Genomic DNA, 17,658 nt, shown 5'->3' with positions numbered 1-17,658 from the left:
GTGTACAGATTTTAATTGTGTTAAAAAATACCCATGCTCAAATACCGTTCCCCGGTATCAGGCGCAATGCAGAGCACCCGGTGACCCGGCCCCAGTTCCCGCGCGATGCGCAGGGAGGCCCACACCGAAGCGCCAGAGGAAGGGCCGAGCAGCAGCCCTTCCCGGGCAGCAAGCTGCCGCATCGTATCCAGTGCGTCCTCATCGGACACCTGGATGATGGCATCCCACACGTCGGTATTCAGGATGTCCGGAATGAATCCCGGACTTGTACCGACGAGCTTGTGGGGTCCGGGCTCGCCGCCGGACAGCACAGGTGAACCTTTCGGCTCTACCGCATAGATACGAATGTCCGGCAACTGCTTGCGCAGTTCTTCTCCCGTTCCGGTGATCGTACCGCCAGTTCCTGCTGTAGCAATGAAGGCGTCCAGCTTGCCCTCCATCTGCTGCATAATTTCGGGAGCCGTGGTGATCCGGTGGATATCCGGGTTCGCTTGGTTCTCAAATTGCTGGGGAATGAAACTTCCCGGAGTGTCGGCCTGAAGCTCTTTGGCCTTGCGAATCGCACCAGGCATCCGTTCGGCAGCAGGGGTAAGTACGACATCTGCGCCATAGGCTTTCAGAATGTTGATGCGTTCCTTGGACATGTTGTCAGGCATGATCAGGATGGCCTTATATCCTTTGGCGGCAGCATTCATTGCCAGACCGATGCCGGTATTGCCGCTGGTCGGCTCGATGATGGTTGCGCCGGGAAGCAGCAGTCCTGCCCGTTCAGCCTGAACGATCAGGTTATAGGCGGCACGGTCTTTTACGCTGCCGCTCGGATTGAAATATTCCAGCTTGACGTATACGTCAGCGGAGTCGCTGCCTGTGAGTCGGTTCAGTTTAACGGCAGGTGTCTGGCCGATCAGTTCCGTAACATCTGCGGCAATGCCTGTATGTGCGTTTTTTTGATTTTGAATGAAATGCGAATTCAAGTCCATGAAGTACAACTCCTTGATTGATAAGACGTTGAAAGCAATTCCAATGAACAAGTCTCTCCGCCGTAAATGGCAGGCAGGCTTGTTGCTTATAGGAATCCATTTTCATTACAAGTCTGAACGGAATGTACAGACATGTCTATTCCATCTTAATGAACGCAGCCTCACGGGGTCAACCTGTTTTGATAATCAGGGAGGTTCGAACCAGAGGAGCCAAGATATTGGAGAAAGCGAGTATAAGTCAGAATCGAACGTAATGACGGATAAGGGGGTCAGGTCTATCTCCTGAAATAACAATATGGCGTGTACCTGAGTGCAATGTTGTCAAAGCCGTCAATTTTGCGCCAGGTCCATATCCAGATGCCGACTTAGCTCTTTTTTGACTTCATTCCGTGCGAACGTCCATAGCATATAGAACCGCTGCAAATATCCTCTGCATAGATACTCGGTTTCGATTCCATCAACTTGCCGTTTCTCCTCCAGAACCTTGACGCCACGAGTTCTCATCTGTTTGCGAAGCGTGAGCATTTCCTTAAGTACCTCATTCTGAATACGGGTTAGAGACAGAATGTAGACCTCTGGCATTTTGAGCTGCAACGTATCCAGTGTGCGAATGTCCCGTTCAAGCACATCCAGCAGCAGGGTGCGTACAACCATGCTTTTAATCAATCGGTGGTCTTCATCCGCAGGGGATGGGGCGGAAGAGGATGATGACATACTTTCACTTCCTTAACCTTGAATTCGGACATGTTCTTATTTACAGAACGTATGTTCTTATATTATAATCAATATATGCAATGATGATACACAATACAACCGAGAAATATTGGAAGTAGTCCGTATGCGATTGATGTTGAGGTTGTAGGCGGTGAAATAGGGACAGGCCTTCTCCAAAATAAGGTATAATATTTGGGTTTTGCAGGAAACCTAAGGGCATAAAGAAAAAGACTTAATGCATCAGAGGAAGAGATGAAAAGCTTTTCGGTTCGTTGATTAGCAAAGGTTATGAAGAATTGCCAAAGTGATTGCAACAAAAAAGCCCCTGCCTTGGGCGGCGGGGCCAGATGATCTGCCGAACCAGACGGCAGAGTTGTATATGAGCATAAAGCGGTTAAGCCAGATACTGAGGTTTCTCATAAAGAGCCTCTTTTTCCAGAATCACTTTGTAAGGTCTTTCTTTACCCTTCAGCGAAGGGCCAATGGTAGTCAGCGGTACGGCCGGTTTGTGGAAACGATCTTCTTCCTTGGGTTCCGGAACCGGTCGTGATGATTCGGGCGCAGAACTGAGGCGTACCTTTTTCTCGCTGCCCCAGCGCTTGCTTATTTTTTTCGTTTCCGGTTTCATTCCGGTTCGCCTCCTAACAAATCGTTGATGGCGTTGAACAGATGACGGTTCTCCAAATCCATCTGCTGAAATATCGCCTCATCCGCTTCAATATGTCCAATAATATGGACCGTGATTACATACCTCTTGGCTACAGGATAGCATAGCAGATACTCTTTCTCAAGGTAGTCGTCGTAGAGATTGATCTTGATTTTGTTCTCCCGATAAGAATCAATAACCAGAATCCGCTTCGGATCATCAGGTTGTTTGTCGTCATTGGCGGACAAGTTATATTTTCTCCCCGGTTCCCCAACATTACCACATAATTGTTCAATATGACCACTGTCATCTGTACGGTATATGGCAGTCCCACGCACGGCAAATGGAGGAAGGGATACAAATGCACTTCGAAGTGCATCGCTCATTCGCTCCAGCATAACTGCATCTGCTTTGCGGGTACGTAGTAACTCCCTGAAGAATCGCAGCAGCTTGAGCAACTGTAACCGGGCTTCGCCCTCAGACCTTTTGTGCTTCTCGATGATTTTTTCCACTTCGGGATCGCTCCATCGTCCCTGTTCTTCGATGCTGTCGGCGATTTTGGAACAGGCCACCGAGACAGCTGGCGCCCATTTCCCATCTGAACGAATTTCATAAACCAGTGGATTTAATCCCAGCAGGTCTGTAGGCATGCGTAAACCTTCAATCTTGGAAGCGTCTTTGATGTCCGTAATATCTTCAGGAAGAATGAAAAAAATACGCTTTCGTCCTAGCCGCCCCATAAACAAACCCATTTCAAGCATTGTATTATCACGGACAGAGGCATAGTACTTCCCGCGAATTTTCGATATATCATCCGGATGAAAAATAAAAATGGCAAAGTCAGTCGTGCGCACTTCTGTTTCCAAATCGTCCATGGTATAACTGCTTGGATTAAAAACTCCGGAGTACCAAGGGGTAACTTCGGCCGAGAAACGCAAGTTTTCGTGTACTGCGGCTGCAATCGGCTTCGCTTCCAGCGAGCAGCCAATAAAGACTCTTGGCTTTAACGTTTTCATCAATCCGCCTCGCTTAAACGGGTAGTGGGAATCAATTGTTATATTATACCATAAACAGCAGAGTAAGTCTGGAAACGTTTGCTGGACCAAGATAAGCCGATCACATTTGCTATAGTGTATGTGTAAGAGGGAGATGATTCCTTTAAAATCCGCGGAAAAATAAAAAATGGACCCAAATTGTCACAGTTGGGTGACTGGACAGTTATATTTGGAAGCTTCAGTCATAGAATGAAGGAGCAGGTAGCACCATTAGTTAGAGAAGCTTGTCCTGGTGTGGCTGTTTGGCGACTCAAGCAGGCCAGAGTATGCTTTTTGCGCATATTTGAAGGGTCTGCTGTTTCGACCCAATCACATCGGTGTTATATAATAGAAGAACAAGCAAGTTAGCTTTTGATGTTTAAGCAGAATGAACGATTACACGCTTTGAATCATGTTGAACTTACATTCACACAGGAACGAAGAGTGCAGAACCCGTCTGTAGAAGCGAAGCGCTCGCCTTTATCAACGAATTTTCCCATTTGAAATATGGGATCAGAAAAATTCGTGGATAACAGCGATCGAAAGAGGGTACTGCAATCGAAGTGGTTTAGTGTAAAGTTTATATGGTCTTATGCAAGGTGTAATATTCATCAGTTTAACCAAGCATAGCTAACCACCAACAGACAGAAAGGATCAGGATACCATGAGTTCCCGAAGGATAATCTCCCCAAGGACGATCTGGAAACGTTACGATCTCTCTTACACTTAGCGCCCCTTGTAGAGTACACCACCGTAAAGAAAAAAACGGCTGACTCTGCGAAAGAGGGGATTGGAATGAATAATATTCGAAGGACAAATACGATGATTTCTTCCAGGCTTGCCTTTTGCAGGGTACGGTCGGTGCAAACCAACCTTTACAAACTGCGAGGGAACCTGAATGAAGAGAACATCGTTAACCTTACAACAAGTTAAGACAGAGGCGGGAAAGTTCGCCATTATGCTGCTCGGAACATTTATCTTGGCATTTGCCTACTATCACATTAATTTTCAGAATCATTTATCGGAGGGCGGATTTGTCGGTCTGGCCCTGCTTGGAAAGTACGCGACAGGCTTATCACCTGCAATCGGCATGCTGCTGCTGGATATTCCAGTCATGATTCTGGCCTGGTTCCTCAAGGGCTGGAAGTTCATGATTCAGGCGCTGCTGGGTGTGGCCGCATTCTCATTGTTCTATGACGGGTTTGAGCGGTACTCTACCCTGGTCATTTCGTTTCACGGTAATCTGTGGATTCCGGCAGTCCTGTCCGGTGTTATCACGGGCGTGGGAGCTGGTATGGTGCTTCGATTTGGAGGAGCGACAGGTGGAGATGACATTCTGGCGGTGCTCATTAGCCGTTGGAAGGGCTGGAAGCTGGGAACGGTTTTCTTTGTCAGTGATGCGTTTGTACTCGGATTGTCGCTTTTCTTTCTACCGGTAAAAGAAACTTTATATACCATTCTGGCCGTATGGATTGCCAGTAAAGTGATTACGTACATGGTCAGTTTCCCTGCTCGCCGGTCGGTTACCACTTCAGCTGTGAAACTGCCCGTGTCGACTGCAGCCAAAGTAGTCAGCGGTGCTTCACAACGAGTTCCGGTGGCTAGAGGGGTTTCCCATTGAACGTAACGACCACCTTATTCGAAATAAATGTTGTTCGAGTATGGTGGGCTTGCCTCATACCAAACACAAAGCCCTTTTGCATGCTTGATGGGAATTATTCCATTAGCGGCGAAAGGGCTTTTTTGCTTACCTTCAGTAAAAAAATTAACGTAATACATCCACGATATATCCTATTTTAGAACAGATTCACTTAAGGCTTAATAGAAGAGGCAATTTGCCCATCTTCATTATGGATAATAGCCCGAATGTTCTGTTTTTCACTCTTTTCTTTGGCAGCATCCACAGCTTCGGCTTTGGTTTGGAACGTAGCCAGAGATTTGGACTGACCTTCTTCCTTAATGGCCCAACCGGAGTCGGTAGGAACGACATGAATGTTATCATGGCTTTTGGAAGAAGAGACGGGCTCGGAATGACGGCGTGGAGATGAAGATTTTCCATGCTCTGATTTGCTGTCTGATGAAGAATGTTTGGTATCCTGCTTCGAATTCTTCGATGTGGGATGATTCTCATCCCATTCTTCCGCTTTGGCAGTAGCGATTGCAATGGAGCGTCCTTCCTCATAACCGTCATCCAACAATGCATTGGCAATCTCAATGGCCTTATGTCTGACACGAGGCTCCAGATTTTTCATGGAAACGGGATAGTCCTGTTTGTTCCACGGCATATTGATTCCCTCCTGTACATTGTAAGTTATTTGTATATTACCCTGTACGGGGATGGATAAACGATTATTGTGTTGGGTATTGAAGCGTGTACTGTATTCTTGTGCATTATACGTTCAACTTCATAGTGCTTTTCTATACTTTTATGTGGATGAGGAGTATAATGCTTCCATACTTAAAAATTCAATAGAAGTACTTTAGGAAAAAGATAAGGAGATTTACATATGTTTAGTTTGAGCCTAGCCATTCCTATGTTGTTTACGATGCTTATTCATGCAGCTGACAGTCTGTCCTATGCGCTGCGCCTTGGAGGATTACGTACTCGCAGAATAGCGCTGGCCTTGTCCCTGTCCGGAATTTTGCTGCTGGTGTCGCGTACCTCCAATATGGCCCAAGGGCCGATGGTAGGTAATCTCGTGGACACTGCGACGAATGGAGGGAACCCACACTTTGCAGCACAACTGCACTGGCTAATGGGTGCGGCTACGGCAGGAACAGCCTTGGCTATTCTAAGTTTTCCAACGATGGTCAAGCTCGCTTCCCGAATGGTCGTTCATTTTGAGGCGGCAGGATCAATTCCTTCCATGGTTCGAGGCTTGTTGAAACGCAGCAAGATCAAAAATGCGATGTATTATATTACCCCACCTTCATGGAAAATGGTAAAGCTGTTGGTACACAACGGAATGCCCAGACGTCTAATGACGTTGAACATAGCGGTGACGGCAATCTATACGACGGGAGTTCTGTCCAGTCTGTACGCTGCGTATCTTTATCCGGGGCAGGCTGTAGCTGCCTCGCAATCTACTGGACTCATTAATGGAGTAGCAACCATTTTGTTAACCATCCTGATTGATCCTCGTATTTCGTTGCTCAGCGACAAATCTCTGCGCGGTGAAATCCGGCTGGATCGAATGAATCAGATCTATGGCTGTATGCTTGTATCCCGTTTATTTGGCACATTGTTGGCCCAGTTGTTATTGATTCCATTTGCCTACTGGATCGGCTGGATTGTGAGTATGATGTGAGATCCGATGTGAAGAGGTAGGTAAGAAGGTAGGGTGTAGCTCTGATTCCGATCTATATACCAAAAAGGCACACTAAGAAGGGGATTTCCCATATGTCATAAACATGACGGGAATCCCCTTTTTGGTGTATTGCTCAGCGGTCGATTCGCTAGCGCTTGATTAAATTCAGTACCTTCAATGAGCCATTACTTAATTAAAAAGTACGGCGTATTCGGCATATCCTTCTTTTTCAAGGGCTTCTTTGGGTACAAAACGAAGGGCTGCGGAATTGATGCAATAACGCATTCCACCAGCTTCGGCAGGGCCGTCGTTGAACAGGTGACCCAGATGGGAATCCCCTTCACGACTTCTCACTTCGGTACGAATCATGAAGTGGCTGAGATCCGTTTTTTCCTTCACATTGTAGTCCCGCAGTGGACGGGTGAAGCTTGGCCAGCCGCAGCCGGAATCGTATTTGTCGGTGGAACTGAACAGTGGCTCACCGGATACGATGTCCACGTAAATTCCGTCACCATGGTGGTCCCAGAACTCGTTATGGAACGCTGGCTCGGTTGCGTTGTTCTGGGTAACTTCATATTGCAGCGGCGTCAGACGCTCTTTCAGGCCGTCTTTATCCACTTTGCCGGACCAGTTCCGTTCGATAAAGTCTTCGCGTCCAGAACCTTTACGATACCGTTTGTAGTGCGCAGGGTTTTTGTGATGGTAACCTTGGTGATGCTCCTCTGCTTCATAGAACGGTTTCGCTGGCAGGATGGGAGTAAAGATCGGTTTGTCAAATCGTCCGCTTTGTGCCAAAGCTGCTTTGGAAGCTTCTGCGATCTGACGTTGTTCTTCACTGTGATAGAAGATGGCCGTCTGATAAGATGATCCACGGTCGTGGAATTGTCCACCCGTATCTGTTGGGTCGATCTGTTGCCAGAACAATTCAACGAGTTTCTCATATGGGAAGATGGCCGGGTCGAACGTAATTTGAACAGCCTCTACGTGACCTGTCGTTTCCGAGCAGACCTCTTCATATGTGGGGTTCTCCGTATGTCCTCCTGTATAACCCGATACAATCTTATGAATGCCGGGTAGTTCCTCGAAGGGGGATACCATACACCAGAAGCACCCGCCTGCAAAAGTTGCTTTTTCACTTGTATGTTGTTCCATGCTATAGTCACTCCATTTCTGATGAAGAATGATATTTTGGCTTACTCTTCTATTATATCCCGAATTGGCAAGCCAACCAAGCAGGATCGGAAAGAGGATGAGTCTGAAATGTTTCTGACTGTTCCGACTTAGACCTTTTTACGAGAACGTAAGCGAAACAAGAGCAATATTATCGTCATGAACACGAGATAACCGGCAAGGATTAACAGGCTCACCCAGATTGATGATTCTGCTTGTGCACCCGCATAGGCAAAAACAAAAATCGCAGGCAATTTGCCAATCGCGGTCGCGACCATGAACACCCAGAATGGGGTGTAGGTAATGCCCGCATAGATATTAACCGCCATTTGGGGCACGATGGGCAGCAGCCGCATAGTCATGATACCCATGAAGGGATGAGCCTCCATCCATGTTGTAAATCGATTCAAACCCCGAATGCGTTCGAGATAGGATCTGGCCTGATTTCGGAATATCGTTCTTGCTCCGGTGTATACCAGCAGTGCAGCAATTGTGGTTCCAAGCCAGCATATCCAGGCTGCTGTTGCAGCACCGTAACTGTAGCCAAAGGCAATAATGACAATTTTATACGGAATTACAGGTACAAGAGCAAACAATGTCGCCATGGCGAGTAAAAGTGGTATGGACTGATGCAGATCGGTCCAGGCCAGCAGTTTATATCTGTAAATAAACGTGACTCCGGCAAGTAAAACATATAAGAGGAGCCATAACCATTTTCGCAAAATCCCAAACGCTCCTTTCAGACCAGGAAGGTCTACCTGTATCCCAATCCGTATTGCTATCTCTTTAAAGTTTACCACGTTCAACCAAAGGATGGATAATTCATGCCGGTTCTAGCGGCAATCACTGGCATGTTGCTGTCTGAAGGGTTACACTATAGGACGTAGAAATATAGAACTCATCTGAAGGTGGAATGATCATAATGGAAACAACCAAGCGAACTCGTGCTGCGATCATCGGACTCGGGGATATTGCACGTAAAGTATATTTGCCGCTGTTGACTGCCCACGCTAACGTGGAAATTACGGGGATTATGAACCGTTCTCCCGAGCCGGTGAAGGAAATACAGCATACCTATAGATTGAACAATGGAACAACGGATATAAAAGAATTGTTGTCCTGGGATCTGGATGCGGTGTTTGTACATACAGCGACAGAAGCTCATTTTGACATCGTTATGCAATGTTTGGAACGTGGGCTGGCAGTGTATGTGGACAAACCGCTGTCCTATACGTTACGGGAGTCGGAAGAAATGACCGCATTTGCGGAAGCACAGGGTCTTCTTTTGGCGGTAGGTTTTAACCGGAGATTTGCACCGTTGTATCAAAATGCGAAGGAATGGATGCAGGCTGGACAGGGTTTTGAATCGCTGACAGTTACTAAACATCGGACAGGAATTCAGGATCGTCCCGCTGCGGAAACCATATATGATGATCTGATTCATATCCTTGACCTGATGTTATGGTATTCGGATCACGATGTGCAGCTGCTCCATCAGTGGATACGTAAAAATGATCTGGACCGACTGTTGCATGCTGCTGGATCAGCCAAGCTGGGCAGAACGGCAATTGGCAGATTCGATATGGTACGCCAAGCAGGAGCGGATTTGGAGAAGCTTGAGCTGTATGGTGGGGGAAGATCGGTAGAAGTGCTGAACATGGAAATAGCGAAGTATGAGGAACGCAGTGCACAGGAACGCAAGGAAACCTTTGGCAGTTGGGAAAGTATTTTGACCCGAAGAGGATTCACAGGAGCGATTGATCAATTCTTGGCAAATCTTGAAACCCCGGATGACTGTGCCATCAGTGCAAGTCACGTCATGGACAGTCATGACCTGGCCGAACAGCTTATTCGCGGTTAATCTTGCAGAAGGTCGTGCGGGAGTGTGAATGAAGTCTTCCGCACCAATGATTCATTAAACGATATTGGAGGAAGAATAATACCATGGATGAATATGAAAAAGAACGAAATAAACAGATTGAGGAAGCTGTAATTGAGTCGTATAAACAGGAAGAGGAAATGATGATTCTGGTATTTGCCCAGTGGTGTGTCAATCATGGACTGGATCCGGAAGAGATGTACCGGCAAGCCTACCCGGAACAACTGAGCAATGAGCGTTTGCAGCAAGTGCTGAAGCTAGTTGTATCCAAGGAGGAAGCCGGGGACATTCCGGACGACACTGTATTGGGCGTGTTATCCATGTTTGGCAATGAAGATCTGGCTATGGTTGTATCCGAGGCGATTGCCGCGCGCAAATAAGTTTCGGTTATGGATAATACGTATACGTATTAATGAAGCGATTACATCTGTTCCCGGTGAATGACGCGGAATTCTTTGGGCGACATGCCGAACCGGGAGCGGAATACCCGGTGGAAATACGTATAATTGTTAAAGCCGGAAGATTCGGCTACATGTTCGAGTGTCATTGGACTAAAAATGATCCGTTCCCTGGCCATGTTCAGTCGTACATCAAGTGTATATTGCATAATACTTTTACCAAACGCTTCTTTGAAGAGATGAACTCCCCTGGAAACACTGATTCCAATATGGGTAGCTATATCTTCAAGCTTGAATAGAGAAGAAGCGTTCTCCTCGATGTAACTTTTAATCTCATATGCCACGTAGTTGGTATTGGTAATCGTCGGATGTTCCGAGAGCATACGATCCACTTCAAGACAAAGAATTCGCATATAATAACTGGCAATTTCTGGGTAAGGGTTGGAAATACGGCGCTGCTCGAGTACAAGCTGTCGAAACAGGGTAAGCAGGCTTTCGGTCAGCTGCACCTTGATCCGGTTAGGTCTCTTGTGATGTTTCCACCACTCATCCACCCAGTCCCCATTGAAGAAAATATGGTAATCACCACTCTCCACAAGTCGTTCACCCATCGGATTTTGCTCTTTGTCTATTCTCAGTTCATATGGCTCATCTGGACTAAACAGAAGCAGATCACCCGCATCAACAAGGGACATCTCGCCGTCTACACGGGCTCGGCACCGTCCGTCCGTCTGGAGCCTCAACAAGTAATTCTTTACTCCCTCAGGATGCAAACCTATATAAGGTTTGCGATGAAACGAGAAGCCTGCTGTAAGAACCTGGCAGGAATAATCAGTCGGCATTGGCATACTCCTTGCAATTTGAAAATTATGACCAGATAGTTCATGTTTCGATCATATTATTCATTTTAATTGAAGCCGAAACGGAATACCATAGTATTAAATTCAAGTGCAACACCTAGGCTCATATGCAAATTACAGGTTCTCACCACTCATAAGGAGATGAACACCACTGTGGAGAAAATGAAAACAGGCATTATTGGTTGCGGTAACATTAGCGCCATATATCTGGAAAATTTAAAAAATAATCCTTACATTGAAGTGGTGGCTGTTGCGGATTTGATTCGTGAACGGGCACAAGAACGAGCTGATGAATTTAATATCGCAAACGTTTACAATGTAGATGAGTTGCTGCAAGATAACGAGATTGAGCTTGTGCTAAACCTTACGGTTCCTGGCAGTCATGCCATGACGGATCTGGCTGTGCTTGAAGCAGGCAAACATGTGTATGCCGAGAAACCACTGGCAATCTCTCTTGAGGATGGTCGCAAGGTAATCGAACTGGCTGAGGAAAAAGGATTGTATGTTGGTTCAGCACCAGATACGTTCCTTGGATCAGGTATTCAGACTGCCCGCAAGGCTATTGAAGAAGGACTGATCGGTAAACCGATTGCGGCAACTTCATTCTTCATGGGTGGAGGGCCAGAGGCTTGGCATCCGAATCCGGAGTTCTTTTATGTCGCTGGTGGTGGACCGATGTTTGATATGGGACCTTACTATTTGACCGCTCTGATTACTCTCCTTGGACCGATTCGCAGAATCAGTTCATCGGCAGGTGTACAGATCACGGACCGCGTTATTGGTTCCGGTCCGAAGGAAGGTACACCTCTTGAGGTACAGACGCCAACACACTTGGCAGGAACGATTGATTTTGAGGAAGGTGCCATTGCAACAATGATCACCAGCTTCGATATCCGGGGTGCTTCGGATTTGCCACGGATTGAGATCTACGGTACCGAAGGTACGATGAGCATACCGGATCCCAACTTTTTTAACGGGGAAGTGAAGCTCCGCAGATTCGGTCAGGACACATGGGAGACTGTGACGCCTGCTTTTGAAAGCAGACAGAACGAGCGCGGAATCGGCGTTACCGAAATGGTTGAATCCATTCGAGCCGGACGCGAACACAAAGCCAGCGGTAAGCTCGCCTACCATGTGCTTGAAGCTATGCATGCGTTCCAGCGCTCCTCGCTTGAGGGCAAACACATTCAAATGGAGAGCACTTATCAAGCAGGAGCAAAAAACAATACAGATGAAAATCAGTCAGAGGCTGTACAGTCACACTAATTGATCTTGGATGAGGTGAAACGGTAAATGTTGAAGGTTGGATTACAGCTATATACGGTACGTGATGAACTGGAGCGCGATTTCAAAGGCACACTCGCCAAAGTTGCAGAGCTTGGATATCAAGGTGTGGAGTTCCATAACTTTTACGGGCATAGCCCGGAGGAAGTAAGGGCCATTCTGGATGAATTTGGTCTGGAGATCGTTGGTACCCATGTTCAGTACACTAGTCTGCTTGAGGATCTTGATGGCGTGATCGCGTATCACAAAGCCATCGGAAACAAAAACCTGATTGTGCCTTATCTGTCGGAAGAACAACGGCAATGGGATAACGTATTTGCTTCCCTGAATGAGATTGGCGAGAAGTGTGCAGCTCAGGACATGGTGTTAATGTATCACAATCATGATTTTGAATTTACAGAGCAGGTTGAGGGGCAGCCGGCGTTATACGCGATGTATGATACCGTAACCGCTTCCCATCTGCAAGTGGAGCTGGATTCGTGTTGGGCTCACGCCGCAGGATACCCGCCAACGGAAGTCATCGCGAAGTATGCGGGACGTTTGCCACTGGTCCACTGGAAAGACATGCGCCGTTCAGAAGGTCAAGTCATTACAGTGGAATTCGGTCAAGGCGAGGTAGATTTGGGGGCTGTAGCTACAGCGTCAGATCAGGCGGGAGCCGAGTGGCTTGTTGTGGAACAGGATGTATGTCAGAATCCTCCACTGCAAAGCATCGAGAGCAGTATGAACTGGATTAGAAAATATGCCGCTAATGGAGGACTTGTTCATGTCTAAAGTACTTAATATCGCCATCGTTGGTTGTGGCGGAATCGCCAAAGGTAAACATATGCCCAGCCTGTCCAAACAATCTAAAGGCCGTATGGTCGCTTTCTGTGACATTGTGAAAGAACGTGCGGAGGAGGCAGCAGCCGAATTCGGTGCTGAGGGAGCCAAAGTATATACGGATTATAACGAGATGCTGAAGGATGAAAGCATCGATGTGGTACATGTGTGTACACCAAACGACTCCCACTCCGTGATCACGGTCGCTTCTCTTGAGGCGGGCAAACATGTAATGTGTGAAAAGCCAATGGCGAAGACGTCTGCACAAGCGCAGGCTATGCTGGAAGCCGCACAACGTACAGGCAAAAAACTGTCCATTGCGTATCAGAACCGATTCCGCAATGACAGCCAATACCTGAAACAAATGTGTGAAGAAGGCGAGCTGGGCGATATTTATTTCGGTAAGGCAATTGCACTTCGCCGCCGTGCTGTCCCTACCTGGGGTGTGTTCCTTGATGAGGAAAAGCAGGGCGGAGGACCGCTGATTGATATCGGTACGCATGCATTGGACCTGACTCTTTGGCTGATGGATAATTACAAGCCGAAGAGTGTAATGGGCTCAACTTTCCACAAGCTGGGTCAACGTGAGAATGCGGCCAATGCTTTTGGTCCGTGGGACCCGGAACAATTCAAGGTAGAGGATTCTGCATTTGGTTTTGTGACGATGGAGAATGGGGCTACAATTATTATCGAGTCCAGCTGGGCACTGAATGTTGCTGAGTTCGGCGAAGCCAAATCACTGCTTTGCGGAACAGAAGGTGGCGCGGATATGCAGGATGGTCTGCGTATCAATGGCGAGAAACGCAGCCGTCTGTTTGAAACCAAGGTAGATCTAGACGCTGGCGGGGTTGCTTTTTATTCCGGTAGCGCAGAAAATGAAGCGGATCGTGAAGCTAGAATGTGGCTTGAAGCGATCATCGAAGACAAAGATCCAGTTGTAAAACCTGAACAAGCTATCGTGGTTACTCAGATCCTTGAAGCGATCTACGAGTCTGCTCAAACAGGCAAAGCGGTTTATTTCGACTAAACCGACCGGGTGTCATTTCCAATGAAATAACCAGTATTCTTACGTTTAATTTCAGGATAGAATAGCTCTTGATTTTCCACAATAATGATACAATCATGTGATCTGAACGGTATATTTATGCAGTTCATTGTTCATAAAACCAGCAATTAATATGATATTTATTCTAGGGAGGAATCGCACTTGAAACTCGGCGTATTTTTGGTACTATTCGGAGGACGTAAATTGGAGGATGCACTCGACTATGTTGCATCCAAGGGCTTGAAAGCAGTAGAAATCGGAACTGGAGGACATCCAGGGAATGCTCATTGTAAACCGGATGAGCTTCTGAGCAACCCGACAGCATTGAAAAACTTCAAAAATGCAGTAGAATCCCGCGGTCTGACCATCAGCGCATTGAGCTGTCACGGTAACCCGCTTCACCCGCAAAAGGATATTGCGAAAGGGTTCCACGATGATTTCGTTAAAACGGTAGAACTGGCTGAGAAACTGGAAGTACCTGTTGTAAATACGTTCTCCGGATGCCCGGGAGACCATGAGGATGCCAAATATCCAAACTGGCCTGTTGCACCATGGCCTAATGACTTCCAGGAAGTTCTTAAATGGCAATGGGACAACAAAGTTATCCCTTACTGGACAGAGTGGGGCAAGTTCGCTGCAGATCACAATGTGAAAGTGGGTCTGGAACTGCACGGTGGATTCTCGGTGCATACACCAGCTACTTTGCTGAGATTGCGTGAAGCAGCAGGCGAAGTGATTGGCGCTAACTTGGACCCAAGCCACATGTGGTGGCAAGGTATCGATCCGGTACAAGCAATCCACATTCTGGGACGTGAAGGCGCGATTCATCACTTCCATGCGAAAGATACAACTATTGATCCGATTAACGTGAATAAATATGGCGTAACGGATATGCAGGATTATACAAACATGCTTGATCGTGCTTGGCAATTCCGCTCGGTCGGTTATGGTCACGATAACAAGACTTGGGCTGATATTATTAGCGCTCTGCGTCTGGTTGGATATGATTATGTCGTAAGTATTGAACACGAAGATGGTCTGATGTCGGTAGAAGAAGGATTCTCTAAAGCTGTGCAAAATCTCCAACAAGTATTGATTGAAGAGCCGCTGGGAGATATGTGGTGGGTTTAGAGTTACACTAGGGGGAAATTGAATATGATTAACGTCACCATTTGGAATGAATTTGTCCATGAGAAAATTCACGATGAAGTAAGGGAAGTCTATCCAGACGGTTTGCACATGGCGTTGGCAAACGGACTGGGAGGGGAAGGCTTTGCCATTCGCACTGCAACACTTGATCAGCCTGAGCATGGATTAAGTGATGAGGTGTTGAATTCTACAGATGTGCTTATATGGTGGGGACATATGGCGCATGATCGCGTGAGCGACGAGATTACACAAAAGGTTGCACAGCGGGTCCTGGATGGTATGGGGTTAATTGTGTTGCACTCCGGTCACTTCTCCAAGCCATTCAAAGCACTGATGGGCACAAGTTGTGATCTGAAATGGCGTGAAGCTAATGAGCAGGAGATTATCTGGTGTGTAAATCCGTCCCACCCAATAGCCGAGGGTATTAATAGCAAGATTATTCTGGAAAAAGAAGAAATGTACGGGGAATTCTTCGATATTCCAGTGCCTGATGAGCTTGTGTTTGTAAGCAACTTCCAAGGCGGAGAGGTATTCCGGAGCGGATGTACGTTCCTCCGCGGTTCAGGTAAAATTTTCTATTTCCGTCCAGGTCATGAAACGTACCCAACCTTCTACAATCCGGAAATTTTAAAAGTGATCAGCAATGGCGTGAAGTGGGCATATCCTGCTCGCAACGTTAAGCCTGAATTTGGCTTCAGCGAACCGGTAAGACCACTTGGTAACGTACTGGTTTAAGCTGCAAATTGGCTGTGTGATCGCATAAAATAAACGATATACCAAAGAACCCTTCTCCAAGTCATGTATGACTGTGGCAGCTGGGTTCTTTTTGGGTAAGATAGCTACATGGGAGTTAGCCGATATTTTCCCATGGTTCCGTTGTCCCATGTGATGTATACTGAGTTGTATCATCGAAGTTGGGTTATGCCTCTAAAATCTTAACTTTTTAGCGGCAGACGTTTTCTTTGAGACTTAAATATGTTATTATGAAATATACTAACTAAACGTAAGTTGAGTGATCTCTAAAGAGGTGATTAATGTGGAAGGCCAAGATCTGCGGATGTGTCCGCGCTTTGAGACGGCGTTTTCTTTTCTGGGTAAGCGCTGGAACGGTCTGATTATTCAAACGTTGATGAGTGGTTCGAAGCGATTCAAGGATATCTCCAACCTGATTCCATCGATGAGTGATAAGATGTTGTCAGAACGGATGAAAGATCTGGAAAGCGAAGGAATTCTGATCCGTCATGTCTATCCGGAGACGCCAGTTCGTATTGAATATGAACTGACGGAGAAAGGCAAGGCGCTACAGCCTGTTATGAATCAAATTCAAGACTGGGCAGAGCAGTGGGTTGAGTAGTAACAGCTTCCCCGGCTCAAACTAAAAGGAACTGTTGGGATAAAGGCTCTTGGTTTCCAGTGGAAATCAGGAGTTTTTGTCTTCAGGGTCCTGCACATGTTGTCGCGAGTTGTAGTATAATTGTAAATAAAATGGCCGCAGGCGGCCGGAGCGAGGAGGCCACTTGTCATGAGAGAAGAAAGCTTATCCCGTGAAGTACGCTACGGCAAGCAAGATATTGCAGAACTTGAGAGCGCATCCATCCAGGTACATTTAATCTACAAAAAAGCTGCGGAGCTATTTAAACGAACTTCATATTCCGCGTCGGTTAAGGATGATGTTGCAGGAGAGAAGACTCATTCCACGAATAACAATGGTCAGGTAATGGCTCCGGCGGTACTGCAAAAATGGATTCAGACAGCAAGAGGCTGGAAATGTATCGGATGTGAACTGAGACAACCCAATTCTATCGGTGTACAGACTGAAGAAGCCAACTTTCATGAAGAACGTGTGTATCTGGATGTGGGCGAAGGTCGTTTTGTTCAAGCGGAGATGCTGATTCAGGCGATTGTATGGTCACAATATGAGAAGATCCGCCTGTTCGCACCTTGGCTGGGTGATGATACCTTCTACACTGTACAGGAGCTGGATGTGATTGCCCGTTATATTGTACCTACCTATTTCTCCGAACGGCCGTTGCATGAGCAGGGTAAGGTATCCAAGGTACACCATTCATCAGGTCAGATTCCGCTCTACCAGGAATATGTGGATGCACCTTCGTTCTGTGTACAGGTGGACGGTGGATTACTTGAAGGGCGTTTGCTGACAGGCGTTTATGTGTCGGAGGAACAGTTCTTTGGGCTCAATCCGTATCTGAAGGATGGAGACGGAGGCCGTACCTACATGCAGGCTTGTGTCCAGTAACCATGCTACTCAATAGTGCTTAATGATAATTAGGAGCCAAAGGGCCTGCTTGCAGGCTCTTTGTGTTGTACAAACCAGTTATGGACGCTGCTGGATGAAAAGTAACGGCATT

19 protein-coding genes are annotated in these 17,658 nt (G+C 46.8%); 11 read left to right on the top strand and 8 right to left on the bottom strand.

The genetic code is table 11. The annotated features are described in order from the left end of the window. Positions 1–20: 20 nt before the first annotated feature. The 4 genes from cysK to RS891_RS21365 all read right to left on the bottom strand — a co-directional run bounded on the left by cysK (position 21) and on the right by RS891_RS21365 (position 3,356). The gene (gene cysK / locus RS891_RS21380; protein WP_315793115.1) at positions 21–980 is read right to left on the bottom strand and encodes a cysteine synthase A; all 960 of its coding nucleotides are present in this window, start codon (positions 978–980) and stop codon (positions 21–23) included. Positions 981–1,310: 330 nt separating this feature from the next. Then, the gene (locus tag RS891_RS21375) at positions 1,311–1,694 is read right to left on the bottom strand and encodes a YhjD family protein (RefSeq protein ID WP_113053970.1); all 384 of its coding nucleotides are present in this window, start codon (positions 1,692–1,694) and stop codon (positions 1,311–1,313) included. Between the two features lie 394 nt (positions 1,695–2,088). Continuing rightward, positions 2,089–2,322, bottom strand: coding sequence for a hypothetical protein (locus RS891_RS21370; protein WP_064636670.1), 234 nt, complete (start codon positions 2,320–2,322; stop codon positions 2,089–2,091). Then, complete coding sequence (locus RS891_RS21365) at positions 2,319–3,356, bottom strand: nucleotide-binding protein (RefSeq protein WP_113053971.1); 1,038 nt, start codon at positions 3,354–3,356, stop codon at positions 2,319–2,321. The genes RS891_RS21370 and RS891_RS21365 overlap by 4 nt, the downstream gene beginning before the upstream one ends. Positions 3,357–4,272: 916 nt before the next feature. Between RS891_RS21365 and RS891_RS21360 the strand changes: the two genes are divergently transcribed. Then, positions 4,273–4,995 (top strand): YitT family protein, encoded by a 723-nt coding sequence (locus RS891_RS21360; RefSeq protein WP_315793114.1) that lies wholly within the window; start codon positions 4,273–4,275, stop codon positions 4,993–4,995. A gap of 190 nt (positions 4,996–5,185) precedes the next feature. Here the strand turns inward: RS891_RS21360 and RS891_RS21355 are convergent, their stop codons facing one another. Then, the gene (locus RS891_RS21355; RefSeq protein WP_315793112.1) at positions 5,186–5,659 is read right to left on the bottom strand and encodes a DUF2188 domain-containing protein; all 474 of its coding nucleotides are present in this window, start codon (positions 5,657–5,659) and stop codon (positions 5,186–5,188) included. A 222-nt stretch (positions 5,660–5,881) separates the two neighbouring features. Between RS891_RS21355 and RS891_RS21350 the strand changes: the two genes are divergently transcribed. Continuing rightward, the gene (locus RS891_RS21350) at positions 5,882–6,682 is read left to right on the top strand and encodes a lipid II flippase Amj family protein (protein ID WP_315793110.1); all 801 of its coding nucleotides are present in this window, start codon (positions 5,882–5,884) and stop codon (positions 6,680–6,682) included. A gap of 189 nt (positions 6,683–6,871) precedes the next feature. On the opposite strand, the gene msrA is transcribed toward RS891_RS21350, so the two are convergent. Together msrA and RS891_RS21340 are read right to left on the bottom strand one after the other, a co-directional pair. Continuing rightward, positions 6,872–7,834, bottom strand: coding sequence for a peptide-methionine (S)-S-oxide reductase MsrA (msrA, locus tag RS891_RS21345; protein ID WP_315793109.1), 963 nt, complete (start codon positions 7,832–7,834; stop codon positions 6,872–6,874). A 128-nt stretch (positions 7,835–7,962) separates the two neighbouring features. Continuing rightward, positions 7,963–8,574 (bottom strand): TVP38/TMEM64 family protein, encoded by a 612-nt coding sequence (locus RS891_RS21340; protein ID WP_315793108.1) that lies wholly within the window; start codon positions 8,572–8,574, stop codon positions 7,963–7,965. Between the two features lie 200 nt (positions 8,575–8,774). Between RS891_RS21340 and RS891_RS21335 the strand changes: the two genes are divergently transcribed. Together RS891_RS21335 and RS891_RS21330 are read left to right on the top strand one after the other, a co-directional pair. Further along, on the top strand, positions 8,775–9,713 hold the full coding sequence (locus tag RS891_RS21335) for a Gfo/Idh/MocA family protein (RefSeq protein ID WP_315793107.1): 939 nt from the start codon (positions 8,775–8,777) through the stop codon (positions 9,711–9,713). Positions 9,714–9,796: 83 nt separating this feature from the next. Beyond that, complete coding sequence (locus RS891_RS21330) at positions 9,797–10,111, top strand: hypothetical protein (RefSeq protein ID WP_113053978.1); 315 nt, start codon at positions 9,797–9,799, stop codon at positions 10,109–10,111. 41 nt (positions 10,112–10,152) lie between these two features. On the opposite strand, the gene RS891_RS21325 is transcribed toward RS891_RS21330, so the two are convergent. Further along, positions 10,153–10,971, bottom strand: coding sequence for an AraC family transcriptional regulator (locus tag RS891_RS21325; protein ID WP_099858219.1), 819 nt, complete (start codon positions 10,969–10,971; stop codon positions 10,153–10,155). Positions 10,972–11,142: 171 nt separating this feature from the next. Here RS891_RS21325 and RS891_RS21320 point away from each other — a divergent pair, with 171 nt between their 5' ends. The 7 genes from RS891_RS21320 to RS891_RS21290 all read left to right on the top strand — a co-directional run bounded on the left by RS891_RS21320 (position 11,143) and on the right by RS891_RS21290 (position 17,546). Beyond that, entirely contained in the window at positions 11,143–12,255 is a 1,113-nt protein-coding gene (locus RS891_RS21320; RefSeq protein ID WP_113053979.1) for a Gfo/Idh/MocA family protein, read from the top strand. Positions 12,256–12,282: 27 nt separating this feature from the next. Beyond that, positions 12,283–13,047: a sugar phosphate isomerase/epimerase family protein gene (locus RS891_RS21315; protein ID WP_315793106.1), complete on the top strand. Its 765-nt coding sequence runs from the start codon at positions 12,283–12,285 to the stop codon at positions 13,045–13,047. Then, positions 13,040–14,122 carry a Gfo/Idh/MocA family protein gene (locus tag RS891_RS21310; protein ID WP_113053981.1) on the top strand — a complete coding sequence of 361 codons (1,083 nt, stop codon included), beginning with the start codon at positions 13,040–13,042 and terminating at the stop codon, positions 14,120–14,122. Before RS891_RS21315 ends, RS891_RS21310 begins: the two co-directional genes overlap by 8 nt. A 180-nt stretch (positions 14,123–14,302) precedes the next feature. Continuing rightward, entirely contained in the window at positions 14,303–15,271 is a 969-nt protein-coding gene (locus RS891_RS21305) for a sugar phosphate isomerase/epimerase family protein (RefSeq protein WP_024631039.1), read from the top strand. A 24-nt stretch (positions 15,272–15,295) separates the two neighbouring features. Further along, entirely contained in the window at positions 15,296–16,024 is a 729-nt protein-coding gene (locus tag RS891_RS21300; protein ID WP_113053982.1) for a ThuA domain-containing protein, read from the top strand. Positions 16,025–16,346: 322 nt separating this feature from the next. Next, positions 16,347–16,643, top strand: coding sequence for a winged helix-turn-helix transcriptional regulator (locus RS891_RS21295; RefSeq protein WP_148661829.1), 297 nt, complete (start codon positions 16,347–16,349; stop codon positions 16,641–16,643). A gap of 168 nt (positions 16,644–16,811) precedes the next feature. Continuing rightward, entirely contained in the window at positions 16,812–17,546 is a 735-nt protein-coding gene (locus tag RS891_RS21290) for a hypothetical protein (RefSeq protein WP_315793105.1), read from the top strand. The last annotated feature ends 112 nt before the right edge of the window (positions 17,547–17,658 follow it).

The sequence above is a fragment of the Paenibacillus sp. BIC5C1 genome (genome assembly GCF_032399705.1).
In the GTDB taxonomy this organism is placed as follows: domain Bacteria; phylum Bacillota; class Bacilli; order Paenibacillales; family Paenibacillaceae; genus Paenibacillus; species Paenibacillus taichungensis_A.
This window is presented reverse-complemented; position numbering and strand designations above follow the sequence as displayed.